We start from the raw sequence: 13323 nt of genomic DNA on the forward strand, positions 1-13323 counted from the left end.
CTAGAACTGGATGGCGCCGCTCAGCGAGAAGCGATCGCTGATGGGCTGATGATCGTCACGGTGCTGACGGCCCCATTCGAGGGTCAGGCTGGTGTTGGTGGGGTCGATTGCCAAGGCCATGCCGAGCTTGACGCCGAGCCCGTACGAGGCCCCGACGATGCTGGCGCTCTCGAGCGCCGTCGGCATTTCCAGTCTGACTTCGCCGACAGCTCCGAAGATGTAAGGCGAGAACTGGACCACGCCGCCCGTGAAGGGCACGTACCAGGGCGAGGACAGTTCGCCGCGAACCACGTAGCCGGAATCGCCCTGCAGCGCGCCGGCATCGAAGCTCGACAGGCCGGTCGCGCCGGTAAGGCCGATCTGCTCTGACTGCAGCAGCGGCTTGCCGAAGGAGGTCTGCGCGCGGGCGAACAGGTCGAGCCCGACATGCTCGGCAAGCGTCTGGCTGTAGCTGGCCGAGATTTCGAGTTTCTGGAACGTCGCGTCGGCGCCCTGGCGCGACAGCGGCAGGAGCGGCGTGGCGTCGGCTGCCATACGCGCGCCGAGGCCATCGATGCCGAACGATGCCGTGACATTGCCGACGAACACGCCGCCGAGCGGCGTGAACCAGGTGGCGTCGGTGCCGAACCGGATGATGCGCAGCCGGTCCTCGGCGATGGGTAGCGAGACCGGCGTGACGGCATTGAGATAATCGTTCTGCGCGTCGAAGGACAATTGGCTGCTTACCGTCAGCGCTCGGCTGCGGATCCAGGGATAGCGCAGCCGCGCCGAATAGCGCTCGAATTCGCTGCCGAAGCCCAATGAACCGGGCTCGGCGTCCGGATTGGCGCGCGTGCGGCTGGCCTCAAGATTGAGCGTCAGCCCGTCATAGCCGATCGGGACGACGATGCCGGCGGCGGAGTTGCGGTTGCGCGGATGGTCGCTGAACAGGCCCTGGTCGCCGCCATCGGGATATCCACCGGCCCGGAGGTAGACGAGCTCGCCGAGACCGAGCAATGAATTGAAATCGACGCCGACGCCGGTCGACCAGCGCTGCAGCGAAGGCGACAGCGAATTGTCGACGGTGAGCTGCCCGCCGATCGGCCGGTATTTGCCGTCGATGACCAGCACGCTGGCGCCCTTGGTCGAGCCCGCCTTCAGCGTCGAGCGCAGCCTGGCGCCCGGCGTGTCGCCGGCCAGCAGCAGCTTGCGTTCGATCGCGGACAGCTTGATGCCTTTTTTCCCGACCAGCGGCGCCAGCGTCGCGTCGACCCTGCCCCTTATCCGTTCCGGCAGATTGCCAGTGTCGATCTTTTCGAGGAAACCATCGACGACGATCAGCCGCAACGTCGCGCCGTTGGTCAGTTTCTGCGCCGGCAGCACCACCCGCACCAGCACATAGCCGGAGCGCGCGTATTCGGCTTCCAACTGGCGCGCCGCGACGAAGATTTCGGCCGCCGTGACCGTGCGGCGGGAAAACCCGGCGGTGATCTCGCGCGTTGCATCCGTCATATCGGCAAGGCCGCCCTCGATATGCACCCCGGCAAGCCTGACCTTCAGCTTCTCCGCGCCGGCGGGTGCCTCCAGCCCCTTGCTTTCGGGAATGGAGACACCTGCCGTGTCCGGCCCGGGTGGTGGCCGAAAGGTGGGCGGGGTGATCTGGCTTGCGGTCTGCGCGAAGGCGCCGGATGAAAGCCAGAGGCAAGCACAAGCGGCGACAACCACCAGCCTGATGCCGCTATGGCCACACCATCCCGCGCCGGGCCGGGCACCGTGTCGGAGGTTGCGGTTTTCGTCGGCATGGAAGCCGGTTCCGCCCATATGGCTCACGCGGTCACTCTTGATCCGGGACGGAAATCGGGCGCAAAGCGTTGCCACCGCCGATGCCGCGCATCGGGCGCCCAGACCCTGTCCTAGTTTTTTTCCGGGAAAGCGCTCCCCGCAGCCCCGATGGCGCGGAACCTATGCTCGCCTGGCGGGACTCGTCAATTCAACGCAGGGCTGTGGGGCCGACTATTATTGGGACGGGTTCCCGAACCGGCGCAAAGAGTTAGCCGGGAACACACAGCCCAATCGGCGGTTGTTCCAATGGGCAACTGGACACAATCGGCGAAGACTGGGAATCTTCATTTGTCGTTGCTTGGAATCGCATGGAGTGCCGCAGGAAATGCCGCTGAGTGCCGCAGAGATCGCCCGTCATCCGGCAGCGCTTAGCAATGTCCAGGAACAGGCCAAGGCGCTCATCCATATTTATGAAACGAGCCCGCGGCTGGCGGCGGTGTTTGCCACCCAGCAGCGATGGCTGCTCGCTCATGTCGGCCTGGCGCTGCATTTCCGGCGCGATCCCAACGACCGCCGCACCGAAATGACGATGGCGCGTTTCATCGAGGTCGTGCGCCGCAATTCGGTGGCCAGCCGCAACACCGCCGAAGCCTTCGTCAAGGAGATGCTGCACTACAACATCGCCGAATATATTTCGGCCAGCGGCGACGGACGCGCCCACCCCATGCGGGTCACGGCGGGCACCATCGCCACCTTCACCGGCTGGATTTACGCGCATCTGAGGACACTCGACCGCATAGACGGCGGAACCCGGCTGGCAGCCTTCCTCGACCAGCCCGAAATGCTGCCTGTCTTGCAGCCGCTGATAGCCGACGGATTGCTGGCCAGCAACGGCGTGCGGGAGCCTGGACAAACTTTCTCGTTGTTTATCTGGCTAAATAACGGCGGTATCGTCATGGACTGGCTGATGTCCGGCATCGATCCCGAAGACGTCCATCTCGACAGGATCCCGACCGGCGTCATATCGGTCAGCGAGTTCGCGCGCTGGCTGAAACTCTCACGCACCCATCTGGCGCGCAAGCTCCATGATGCCGAGGCGCTCGGCAGCATCGGCTGGGTCGGCCAGCGCGGCCATTCCGTGATGTGGGTTTCGCGGCAGTTCTTCGACGAGTACATGGCCGTCCAGGCAGCCAAGCTCGCCGTCGTCGACGAAGCCTTCGAAGCCTGTCACTCGGCTCTGAAGGATCGCTGACCGTCAAACTCCGCGCTGCGGCGCGCAAAACCGGCGCCCACGCTGGCGGGTGCCGGCCAAAACTGCTATCCGCAACTTGCGAGACTACAGCATCTTTGGGTGGAAGCTGGGAGGGTGCGTTGACCTACGAGGACATTGCCGGTCACCCGGCACTGCATGCTTGTGTGCGCGCACAGGCCATGGCGATGCAGCAGGCCTATGAAAGAAACCCGCGGGCATCCTCGGTCTTTGCCACCCAGCAACGCTGGCTGATGGCCCATATCGGCCTTGCCCTGCATTTCCGCAGGGATCCCAGCGACTACCGGAAAGAAATGACGGCGGCGCGTTTTGTCGACGTCACCGTTCAGCACGCGGTGGCAAGCCGGAACACTGCACATGCCTTCATCAAGGAAATGCAGCACTATAATTTCATCGAGGTCGGGCCGGCGGGCGATGACGGCCGCATTCGCCCCTTGCGACTGCCCGCCATGACCTTGGAGCCGTTGATCGGCTGGATTCATATGCATCTGAGCACGCTTGACGCGCTTGACGGCGCGAAGCGGCTGCAAACATTTCAGGCAAGGCCGCAAATGCTGGCCAAGTTGCAGCCGCTGATCGCGGACGGCCTGATTTCCTCGGTGCCGGTGCGCGAGCCGCAACAAACATTTTCGCTGTTCACCTGGCTCAACAATGGCGGCGTCGTCATGGACTGGCTGATCGCCAGCGTCGACCCGCAAGATGCGGGCCAGGAGCGCATCCCCACCGGCGTGCTGTCGATCGGTGATTTCGCCAAATGGCTGAAGCTGTCGCGCACCCATCTTGCGCGCAAACTTCGCGACGCCGAGACGCTCGGCAGCGTCGGCTGGCTCGGGCAGCGCGGCCATTCCGTCATGTGGATATCGAAGGAATTCTACGGCGAATACATCACCGCGCAGGCGGTCAAGCTCGCCATCATCGATGCGGCTTTCGCCGCCTGCACGACACAGGCGACGGACTGACCGCTTTCCGTTTTCTAATGCATGTCGCCCAGAAGTGTGCAGCGGTTCTGGGACAACGACATGCATCAAAACAAGACCTAAAAGCGCGTCGCCTGAATCCATTTCAGCGCTACGCGCTTTAGAGCGGCAATTCCGGACGGAAAACCGCGACGCACTTTTCCTGGAATTGCTCTATCCGGCCTTCAGGATCGCGGAAAAACGCGGATCGAAGGCCCGGCTGATCGGCTCGGCCGCGGCGCCCACGGCGATCGCCCATGGATCCGTGATGCCGAGTTGCAGGCGCGGCAATCGCCTCCCGGGGCGGTCGGCGATCGACGGCAGCAGCGGATGTATGGCCTGCAGCAAGCGGCCCGCCAACGCCTCGGGTGCGCCGCTGGTGAGGATGACAGTCTGCGGATCGAAGATCGTTTCGATCAGATGCACGCTCCAGCGCAGATCGTGCGCGGCGCCCTCGATCCAGCCCATCACCTTCGCATCCTCGGCGGCGGCCAGAGCGCCTATTTTTTCATAAAGATGCTCATCGGCCGGGTTGAGGCCGAGATGCTGGTACAGCGAGGCGAGCGAGGCACGGTGCTCGAGCGGCGTAGCTCCAGGCCCGGCCGGCGACAGCAGTGCCCTGCCGATCTCGCCGGCGTTGCCGTTGCCGCCATTGTAGAGTTCGCCATTTAGGATCAGCCCGGCAGCGATGCCGTAGCCGACATAAAGGCAGACTGCATGATCGACACCGTGCGCGGCGCCGACGATGCGCTCAGCCGTGGCGCAGGCGGCGGCGTCATTCTGCAGCCCGACACTCAATCCGGTCCCGGCCGTAAGGGTCTCCAGCAACGGGAACTGCTGCCAGGCCGGCATCATCCATTTGTCGTCGGACTCTTTAAGACCGAACGGGCCCGGCATGGCGACGCCAAGCCCGACCAGCCGCCGTTCGGACTGGGCGGAGATGTCCGCCAGTTCGCGCCTCGTATGCGCGATGAGACCCAGGATGGTCTGGACGCCCGGCGACGGCTCGTCGAGGGGCAGGCCGGCCTCGGCACGCGCCACCACGTTGCCGACCAGGTCAACGACCACCACCCGTGTCAGATGCCGGTCGATCTGCAGCCCGATGGCGAAAGCTCCCTCGGGAACCAGCCGGTAGGGCGTGAAGGGCTGCCCCCTGCCCTTGCGCACCGCATCCAGCGCGACAACCAGTCCATCGCGCTCGAGATCCTCGATGATGTTGGAAACCGCCTGCTTGGTAAGCTGCGTAGCCCGCGCCAGGTCGGCGCGCGAAAGCGCGCCGTTGAGCCGCAGCGCCTCGATCATGACGCGGCGGTTATGCGCGCTGGTGCCTTCCTGGTTGGTGCCGCTTTTGGCACGGATCGGGCTGATGTCGTGCACCGTCGTTTCCCCTCTTGACTCCATTAAAGGATTGATCGACTAATTAAGTCAAGCGAATTGACTTAATAGGCGAGACCCTCGCGGCTCTACAAAAAGACGGCAAAGCTTTCGGGCTCAGCCGCACGCCGTTGGGGACGGATCCGGTCAGACGCGATGCGAATTCGAGGAAGCGGCACGGCCTTGGCCGCCCACTCGCAGCTGTCGAAAATGGGAGAAAGACAAATGCTGAAATCGATCGGTAAGACACTTCTGGGCGCAGTGTTCGTCGGCGGACTGTTCGTCCCTCACGCCTTCGCCGAAACCACCTTGAACGCGCTCTTCATGGCGCAGGCCGCCTATAGCGAAGCCGACGTGCGCTCGATGACGGAGGCCTTCACCAAGGCCAATCCGGACATCAAGGTCAATCTCGAATTCGTCCCCTATGAAGGCCTGCACGACAAGACCGTGCTCGCCCAGGGATCGGGCGGCGGCTATGACGTGGTGCTGTTCGACGTCATCTGGCCGGCCGAATATGCGACCAACAAGGTGCTGGTCGACGTATCGTCGAAGATCACCGACGACATGAAGAAGGGCGTGCTGCCGGGCGCCTGGACCACCGTCCAGTACGACGGCAAGTACTACGGCATGCCGTGGATCCTCGACACCAAATACCTGTTCTACAACAAGGAAATCCTGGAAAAGGCCGGCATCAAGGCGCCGCCGAAGACCTGGGAAGAGCTTGGCCAGCAGGCCAAGATCATCCAGGAAAAGGGCCTGCTGAAGACGCCGGTCGCCTGGAGTTGGTCGCAGGCCGAAGCCGCTGTCTGCGACTACACCACGCTGGTCAGCGCCTATGGCGGTGATTTCCTCAAGGACGGCAAGCCCGACTTCCAGAACGGCGGCGGCCTCTCGGCGCTGAAATACATGGTCGACAGCTACAAGTCGGGCCTCACCAATCCGAATTCCAAGGAATTTTTGGAGGAAGACGTCCGCAAGGTGTTCGAGAACGGCGATGCCGCCTTCGCGCTGAACTGGACCTACATGTACAACATGGCCAACGATCCGAAGGACTCCAAGGTCGCGGGCAAGGTCGGCGTCGTGCCGGCGCCGGGCGTTGCGGGCACCAGCGAGGTCTCGGCCGTCAACGGCTCGATGGGCCTCGGCATCACCGCGGTGTCGAAGCACCAGGACGAAGCCTGGAAATACATCGAGTTCATGACCTCGCAGGCGACGCAGAACCAGTATGCCAAGCTCTCGCTGCCGATCTGGGCCTCGTCCTATGACGATCCGGCCGTGACCAAAGGCCAGGAAGAACTGATCGCCGCCGCCAAGCTCGGTCTCGCCGCGATGTATCCGCGCCCGACCACGCCGAAATATCAGCAGCTGTCGACGGCGCTGCAGCAGGCGATCCAGGAATCGCTGCTCGGCCAGACGACACCGGAAGACGCGCTCAAGACGGCTGCGCAAAACAGCGGCCTCTGATCTGGCGTTCCCCGACAAGCGGGCGGCCTCATACACGAGCGCCGCCCGTGCTATTTCTGATCGGATGAAGGAAGAGAGGCGCCTCTGATGTCAGGCACCTGGATGACGACTCGCGCGTGGCTGTTGATGCTGCCGCTCCTGGTGATCATGGTCGCAATTATCGGCTGGCCGTTGGTCGATACCGTCAGGCTCTCCTTCACCGACGCCCAACTGGTCGGCACGGCGGGCAATTACGTCGGCTTCGACAACTACACCAGGATGCTGACGAGCTCGAATTTCACCCGCACGCTCTCGACCACCACCTGGTTCGCGGTCGTCTCGGTCGCCGCCGAGATGGTGCTCGGCGTCCTTGCGGCACTTCTGCTCAATCAGGAATTCCGGGGCCGCGCCGTCTTGCGTGGGCTGATGATCCTGCCCTGGGCGCTGCCCACCGTCGTCAACGCGACGCTCTGGCGGCTGATCTACAATCCCGAATATGGCGCGCTCAACGCAGCGCTGACGCAACTCCATCTCATCGACGACTATCGCTCCTGGCTGGGTGAGCCCGGCACGGCGCTTGCGGCGCTGATCGTCGCCGACTGCTGGAAGAATTTTCCGCTTGTGGCACTCATCGCGCTTGCCGCCCTGCAAGCGGTACCGCGCGACATCACCGCCGCGGCGCTCGTCGACGGCGCCGGCCCGTTCAACCGCTTTCGCTTCGTCATCCTGCCCTATCTCGCCGGTCCGCTGATGGTGGCGCTGGTGCTGCGCACCATCGAGGCCTTCAAGGTCTTCGACATCATCTGGGTGATGACCCGCGGCGGCCCGGCCAACAGCACGCGCTCGCTGTCGATCCTCGTCTACCAGGAAGCCTTCTCCTTCCAGCGCGCCGGCTCCGGCGCTTCGCTGGCGCTGATCGTCACCTTGCTCGTTACCGTGCTCGCCGTCGCCTATGCGACGCTGGTGAGAAAGACCGCGGGGAGCGCGACCTGATGGAACGCAAGGGCTCGCTCTTCACCGTTTTCGTCTATGCCTGCGCCCTCCTGCTTGCCGCCGTGATCCTGGCGCCGCTCGCCTGGCTCTTCGTCATGAGCATATCGCCGGCGGCCGATCTCGCCGCCAAGCCGCTGCGCTGGTGGCCGCAGGCGGCCGACTTCTCCCGTTACGCGCAACTTCTGTCGACGGCCGAGAACAGCGCCGGCGCCGCCTTCACCGCCTCGCTGCGCAACAGCCTGGAGGTCGCCGGCATGGCGACGCTTGCCGCTGTTGTCCTTGCCGTGCCGGCCGGCTGGGCCGTCTCGCGCACGCCTTCGGTGGGCTGGTCGCTGTCCATGGTGATCGCCACCTACATGCTGCCGCCGGTGGCGCTCTCGGTGCCGCTTTACATGGGCCTGTCCTGGCTCGGCCTGCTCAACAACGTCTTCGGCCTGGCGCTGATCTATCTGACGATCCTCGCGCCCTTCACGACCTGGCTGATGAAATCGGGTTTTGATTCCATCCCGCGCGAGATCGAGGCCGCGGCGATGATCGACGGTGCCGGCCTGTTCCAGACCTGGCGCATCATCACCTTGCCGCTGGCGGCGCCCGTGGTGGCGACATCGGCGCTGTTTGCCGTGCTGCTTGCCTGGGACGAGTTCTTCTACGCCCTGCTCTTCACCTCGGACCAGCGGGCAAAGACGCTGACGGTCGCCATCGCCGATCTCGCCGGCGGCCGTGTCTCCGACTACGGACTGATCGCCACCGCCGGCGTGCTCGCGGCCTTGCCGCCGGTGCTGATCGGCCTCGTCATGCAACGCGCGCTGATCTCGGGCCTGACCAGCGGCGGGGTGAAAGGGTAATCATGACTGCAGAAAAGAACCGCCCGGCAGGGCTTCTCGCGATCGACCGCGAGATGGCGCGCCAGCATACGGATGCGCTTGCCTCGTTCGAGAGCAATCGAGAGACAGCCGCCAAGGTCGCCGCCTCGATCAGGAAGAACGGCAGGCTCGTCCTGCTCGGCATGGGCGCCTCGCATGCCGTCGCGCGCGCCGTCGAGCCGCTCTATCGCGCGCATGGCATAGACGCCATCGCGCTGCCGCTGTCGGAGCAGCTCGGACAGCCGCTGCCGCTTGACGGCAGGACGGTGATCGTCACCTCGCAGTCCGGTGAGAGCGCCGAGGTGCTGCGCTGGTTTGCCGAGACCGGCGACCACGCCGAAACCTTCGGCCTGACGCTGGAGGCCGGCTCCTTCCTTGGTCGCACCGTGCCTTGCCTCGTCGGCGCCGGCGGCACCGAGCTCGCTTTTGCCGCAACCCGCAGCCTGACCGTGACCTTCGCCCTGCATCTCGCCATCCTGGCCGCGCTCGGCGATGATCCCGCCGCAGCACTTGCCGCGCTCAAAATGCCGGAAACGGTTGCGACCGATGCCGCTCTTGCGGCGCTCGGCACTGTTGCGACCGTGGTCACATCCGGCCGCAGCCTGCAGGGTGTGGCCGAAGCGTTGGCGCTCGGCCTCACCGAACTGTCGCGCCTGCCCTGCTACTCGCTCGAAGGCGGCCAGTTGCGCCACGGGCCGATGGAGATGCTCGGGCCGAAGATCGGCATCGTGCTTTTCCGCGGCAAGGACCCGACCGCCGACCTCGTCACCGCCATGGCCCTGTCTGTCGTCGAAACTGGCGCGCCATTGATCGTCTTCGACGCCTCGGGCATGCCGCCGGTAACGGGCGCCGTCACGTTGAGCTTCAAGCCTGCCTCCGGACTGGCGGCGGTTTTCGCCATGCTGCCGGTGGCGCAACGCCTGATGATCGCCTTCGCCGATTCCCGCGTCGACAATGCCGGAACGCCGGTGCGCACCACCAAGATCACCAGGAGCGAGTGATGCGGCCGCTCGCGGTGATCGGCAACGTCAATGTCGACCTGATCGTCGGGCCGGTCGCGCCCTGGCCGAAGGCAGGCACGGAGACCGTCGTCGAGCACGACGATCTGCGCGTCGGCGGCCAGGCGGGCAACACCGCGCTTGCCTGGCAGGCGCTGGGCATCGACTTCGAGATTGCCGCCAATGTCGGTGACGACCAGTTCGGGCGCTGGCTGCGCGAAGCCTTCGGACGTCGCGCGCAAAATTGGCCGGTTCGTCCCGAAGGCACGACATTGTCGGTCGGCATGACCCATCCCGACGGCGAGCGCACCTTCTTCACCACGCGCGGCCACCTGCCCCGCTTCAGCCTGGCCGACGTGCTCTCCGTGCTGGACGGCAATCGGCTTTCCGGCGGCTACGCGCTGCTCTGCGGCTCTTTCCTCACCGACGACCTGACGCGCGATTACGACGCCTTCTTCGATTGGACCGAAGCGCATGGCATCGCCGTTGCGCTCGATACAGGCTGGCCGATCGACGGCTGGACTGAAGCGAACTGCACTGCCGCGCGCGGCTGGCTGTCGCGCTGCGAACTGGCCCTCTTCAACGAAGTCGAGACGACCACGCTGGCCGGCCTGGCAAGTCCGGCGGAGGCGGCGTGCAAGATCCGCGACGGCATGAGGGACGGCGCAACCGTCGTCGTCAAGCGCGGACCGGACGGCGCGATAGCCATCGGCGCCGACGGCAAACTCATCGAAGCGGCGGCGCCACGCGTCAGCGTCATCGACACGATCGGCGCCGGCGATGTCTTCAACGCCGCTTTCCTGGCCGCGCTGGCACAGGGCAGGCCGCTCGAGGACTGCCTGTCCGCCGCCATCCTGGTGGCCTCGCGCGCCATATCAACCTTGCCCCGCGACTATGGCGGGCCGATCCAGTTCGAGGATGCCGTCCATGAGCGCGCTTGAAATCCGCGATGTCCGCAAGAATTACGGCAACGTCGAGACGCTGAAAGGCATCGACGTCGCGCTCGAGAACGGCGAGTTCCTGGTGCTGCTCGGCTCGTCGGGCTGCGGCAAGTCGACCTTGCTCAACATCATCGCCGGTCTCGCCGAGGCAACCAGCGGCGACGTTCTGATCGGTGGCCGTTCGGTGCTTGGCGTGCATCCGAAGAACCGTGACATCGCCATGGTCTTCCAGTCCTACGCGCTCTATCCGAACCTCACCGTCAGCCGCAACATCGGCTTCGGCCTGGAGATGCGCAAGGTTCTCGCCGCCGAGCGCGACAAGGCGGTGCGCGAAGCGGCGAAACTCCTGCAGATCGAGAACCTGCTCGACCGCAAACCCGGCCAGCTCTCCGGCGGCCAGCGCCAGCGCGTCGCCATCGGCCGGGCGCTGGTGCGCAAGCCGCAGGTCTTCCTGTTCGACGAGCCGCTCTCCAATCTGGACGCCAAGCTGCGCATGGAAATGCGCACCGAATTGAAGCGCCTGCACGAGATGCTGCGCACCACGGTCGTCTACGTCACGCACGACCAGATCGAGGCGATGACGCTGGCGACCCGCATCGCCGTCATGCGTGACGGCCGCATCGAACAGCTCGGCACGCCGCAGGAGATCTATAACCACCCGGCGACGCTCTACGTCGCCGGCTTCGTCGGCGCGCCGGCGATGAACATGCTGGAAGCGGTTGTCGAGGACGGCAGGCTGGCGATCGCCGCCACGGATGCGCGGCTGGCGCTACCGGAACGCTACGCCAGCGCCGTCCGCAACGGTGCTTCGGTTGTGGCCGGTATCAGGCCCGAGGCACTCCGCCTTGGACCGGCCAGCGGCGCCGACATGTCGCTCCCGGTCGAGATCGACGTCGTCGAGTTGACCGGTCCCGAGCAGGTCACCACCGCCAGGATCGGTTCGCAAAGGCTGACGGCAACCTTGCCGCCGCAAGCCCGCGTCGCCAAAGGCCAGCCCTGCGCGTTCGTCTTCGACGCGGACGCGCTTCGCCTGTTCGATCCGGCAACCGGCAAGGCTTTCTGAGCGGCGATATCCCCCGCACGGCAGATGCCGAGGCAATCGAGACAGGCGCCGCAATTCGCGGCGCCTGCTGCCGTCCTTAGTCGATGTCGAACGACACGCCTTGCGCGAGCGGCAGCGCCTTGGAGAAATTCACCGTGTTGGTGGCGCGGCGCATATAGGCCTTCCAGGCGTCCGAGCCGCTCTCGCGACCGCCGCCGGTTTCCTTCTCGCCGCCGAACGCGCCGCCGATCTCCGCGCCCGAAGTGCCGATATTGACGTTGGCGATGCCGCAGTCCGAACCGTCGACGCCGAGGAACCGCTCCGATTCCTGCAGGTCGCGCGTGAAGATCGACGACGACAGGCCTGCGCCGACCGCGTTGTGCTGCTCGAGCGCCTCGTCGAAATCGGTGTATCTCATCACATAAAGGATCGGCGCGAAGGTCTCCTCCGTCACCGGCGAAACCTGCTTCGGCATCTCGACCAGCGCCGGATGCACATAATAGGCGTCCGGATGGCCGTTTTCGAACCGCGCGCCGCCCGTCACCTTGCCGCCATGGGCGGTGGCTTCCTTGAGCGCCTTCTGCATGCCGTCGAAGGCGGCCTTGTCGATCAGCGGACCGACCAGCGCCTTGCCCTCCAGCGGATTGCCGACCGAAACGGACTGATAGGCCTTCTTCAGCCGTGGCAAGAGCGCGTCATAGACGCTGTCATGCACGAACAGGCGCCGCAGCGTCGTGCAGCGCTGGCCGGCGGTGCCCATGGCGCCGAAGGCGATGGCGCGCAGCGCCATGTCGAGATCGGCGGTGGGCGTGACGATGCCGGCATTGTTGCCGCCGAGCTCCAGCACGGCGCGGGCAAAGCGCTTGGCGAGCCTGGGACCGACCTCGCGGCCCATGCGCGTCGAGCCGGTGGCCGAGACCAGCGGCACTTTCGGATGGTCGACCAGCACCTCGCCGGCGACGCGGTCGCCTATCAGCACCTGCAGCAGTCCTGCCGGCGCGTCCGCGCCGAAACGCCTGGCGGCGCGCTTGAAGATCGCCTCGCAGGCAAGTGCGGTCAGCGGCGTCTTTTCCGAGGGCTTCCACACCACGGCGTCGCCGCAGACGAAGGCGAGCGCCGAATTCCAAGACCAAACAGCAACCGGGAAATTGAAGGCCGAGATCACGCCGACCACGCCCAGCGGATGCCAGGTTTCCATCATGCGATGTCCTGGACGCTCGGTGGCGATGGTGAGGCCATAGAGCTGCCGGGACAGCCCGACGGCGAAATCGCAGATGTCGATCATCTCCTGGACTTCGCCGAGCCCTTCGGACGGGATCTTGCCGACTTCGATCGACACCAGCCGGCCGAGCTCGTCCTTATGCGCGCGCAATTCTTCGCCGAGCAGGCGCACCAGTTCGCCGCGCTTCGGCCCCGGCACCAGTCGCCAGGACTGGAAGGCGTTGTGCGCGGCATCGATGGCCTTGCCGGCATCGGCGGCCGAGATCGATTTCAGCGCCGCGATCTGTTCACCCGTCACCGGGCTGCGCACGATAAGATCGCCTCCTGAAAGCGCATCCTTGGCGACGCCCAGTTTCTCAAGAAGTGCGGCCGTTTCCTTCGCTAACGTCATTTTTGTCCCTTTCAGATCCCGCCTCGCAGGGCGGAATGAAGCCACGCGCCATATCTTGGACGTGCCGTCG

11 protein-coding genes are annotated in these 13323 nt (G+C 65.1%); 8 read left to right on the plus strand and 3 right to left on the minus strand.

What is annotated here, in order from left to right; all coding sequences use genetic code 11:
* Complete coding sequence (locus RFM52_RS10650) at positions 1-1800, minus strand: ShlB/FhaC/HecB family hemolysin secretion/activation protein (RefSeq protein ID WP_320293760.1); 1800 nt, start codon at positions 1798-1800, stop codon at positions 1-3.
* 346 nt (positions 1801-2146) lie between these two features.
* On the opposite strand from RFM52_RS10650, the gene RFM52_RS10655 reads away from it, so the two are divergent.
* A complete protein-coding gene (locus RFM52_RS10655; protein ID WP_320293238.1) occupies positions 2147-3013 on the plus strand; it encodes a hypothetical protein in 867 nt (288 codons plus the stop codon).
* Between the two features lie 119 nt (positions 3014-3132).
* A complete protein-coding gene (locus RFM52_RS10660) occupies positions 3133-3990 on the plus strand; it encodes a hypothetical protein (RefSeq protein WP_320293237.1) in 858 nt (285 codons plus the stop codon).
* Positions 3991-4161: 171 nt separating this feature from the next.
* On the opposite strand, the gene RFM52_RS10665 is transcribed toward RFM52_RS10660, so the two are convergent.
* Positions 4162-5364: an ROK family transcriptional regulator gene (locus RFM52_RS10665; protein WP_320293236.1), complete on the minus strand. Its 1203-nt coding sequence runs from the start codon at positions 5362-5364 to the stop codon at positions 4162-4164.
* A gap of 222 nt (positions 5365-5586) precedes the next feature.
* Between RFM52_RS10665 and RFM52_RS10670 the strand changes: the two genes are divergently transcribed.
* The 6 genes from RFM52_RS10670 to RFM52_RS10695 all read left to right on the plus strand — a co-directional run bounded on the left by RFM52_RS10670 (position 5587) and on the right by RFM52_RS10695 (position 11662).
* Complete coding sequence (locus RFM52_RS10670; protein ID WP_320293235.1) at positions 5587-6825, plus strand: extracellular solute-binding protein; 1239 nt, start codon at positions 5587-5589, stop codon at positions 6823-6825.
* Positions 6826-6912: 87 nt separating this feature from the next.
* Complete coding sequence (locus RFM52_RS10675) at positions 6913-7797, plus strand: carbohydrate ABC transporter permease (RefSeq protein WP_320293234.1); 885 nt, start codon at positions 6913-6915, stop codon at positions 7795-7797.
* On the plus strand, positions 7797-8642 hold the full coding sequence (locus tag RFM52_RS10680) for a carbohydrate ABC transporter permease (protein WP_320293233.1): 846 nt from the start codon (positions 7797-7799) through the stop codon (positions 8640-8642). The genes RFM52_RS10675 and RFM52_RS10680 overlap by 1 nt, the downstream gene beginning before the upstream one ends.
* Positions 8643-8644: 2 nt before the next feature.
* Entirely contained in the window at positions 8645-9661 is a 1017-nt protein-coding gene (locus RFM52_RS10685; RefSeq protein WP_320293232.1) for an SIS domain-containing protein, read from the plus strand.
* A complete protein-coding gene (locus RFM52_RS10690; protein ID WP_320293231.1) occupies positions 9661-10599 on the plus strand; it encodes a PfkB family carbohydrate kinase in 939 nt (312 codons plus the stop codon). The genes RFM52_RS10685 and RFM52_RS10690 overlap by 1 nt, the downstream gene beginning before the upstream one ends.
* Positions 10586-11662 (plus strand): ABC transporter ATP-binding protein, encoded by a 1077-nt coding sequence (locus tag RFM52_RS10695; protein ID WP_320293230.1) that lies wholly within the window; start codon positions 10586-10588, stop codon positions 11660-11662. Before RFM52_RS10690 ends, RFM52_RS10695 begins: the two co-directional genes overlap by 14 nt.
* Before the next feature lie 76 nt (positions 11663-11738).
* Here RFM52_RS10695 and amaB read toward each other — a convergent pair whose 3' ends face one another.
* Positions 11739-13253 (minus strand): L-piperidine-6-carboxylate dehydrogenase, encoded by a 1515-nt coding sequence (gene amaB / locus RFM52_RS10700; RefSeq protein WP_320293229.1) that lies wholly within the window; start codon positions 13251-13253, stop codon positions 11739-11741.
* Between the last annotated feature and the right edge of the window lie 70 nt (positions 13254-13323).

Source organism: Mesorhizobium humile (genome assembly GCF_033977215.1).
Taxonomy (GTDB): domain Bacteria; phylum Pseudomonadota; class Alphaproteobacteria; order Rhizobiales; family Rhizobiaceae; genus Mesorhizobium; species Mesorhizobium humile.

What these genes read in the sequence shown, in the direction of transcription:
- RFM52_RS10650 (WP_320293760.1), bottom strand. Translation starts at nt 1,800, where the DNA reads ATGGGCGGAACCGGCTTCCATGCCGACGAAAACCGCAACCTCCGACAC.
- RFM52_RS10655 (WP_320293238.1), top strand. Translation starts at nt 2,147, where the DNA reads ATGCCGCTGAGTGCCGCAGAGATCGCCCGTCATCCGGCAGCGCTTAGC.
- RFM52_RS10670 (WP_320293235.1), top strand. Translation starts at nt 5,587, where the DNA reads ATGCTGAAATCGATCGGTAAGACACTTCTGGGCGCAGTGTTCGTCGGC.
- RFM52_RS10675 (WP_320293234.1), top strand. Translation starts at nt 6,913, where the DNA reads ATGTCAGGCACCTGGATGACGACTCGCGCGTGGCTGTTGATGCTGCCG.
- RFM52_RS10680 (WP_320293233.1), top strand. Translation starts at nt 7,797, where the DNA reads ATGGAACGCAAGGGCTCGCTCTTCACCGTTTTCGTCTATGCCTGCGCC.
- RFM52_RS10685 (WP_320293232.1), top strand. Translation starts at nt 8,645, where the DNA reads ATGACTGCAGAAAAGAACCGCCCGGCAGGGCTTCTCGCGATCGACCGC.
- RFM52_RS10690 (WP_320293231.1), top strand. Translation starts at nt 9,661, where the DNA reads ATGCGGCCGCTCGCGGTGATCGGCAACGTCAATGTCGACCTGATCGTC.
- RFM52_RS10695 (WP_320293230.1), top strand. Translation starts at nt 10,586, where the DNA reads ATGAGCGCGCTTGAAATCCGCGATGTCCGCAAGAATTACGGCAACGTC.
- amaB (WP_320293229.1), bottom strand. Translation starts at nt 13,253, where the DNA reads ATGACGTTAGCGAAGGAAACGGCCGCACTTCTTGAGAAACTGGGCGTC.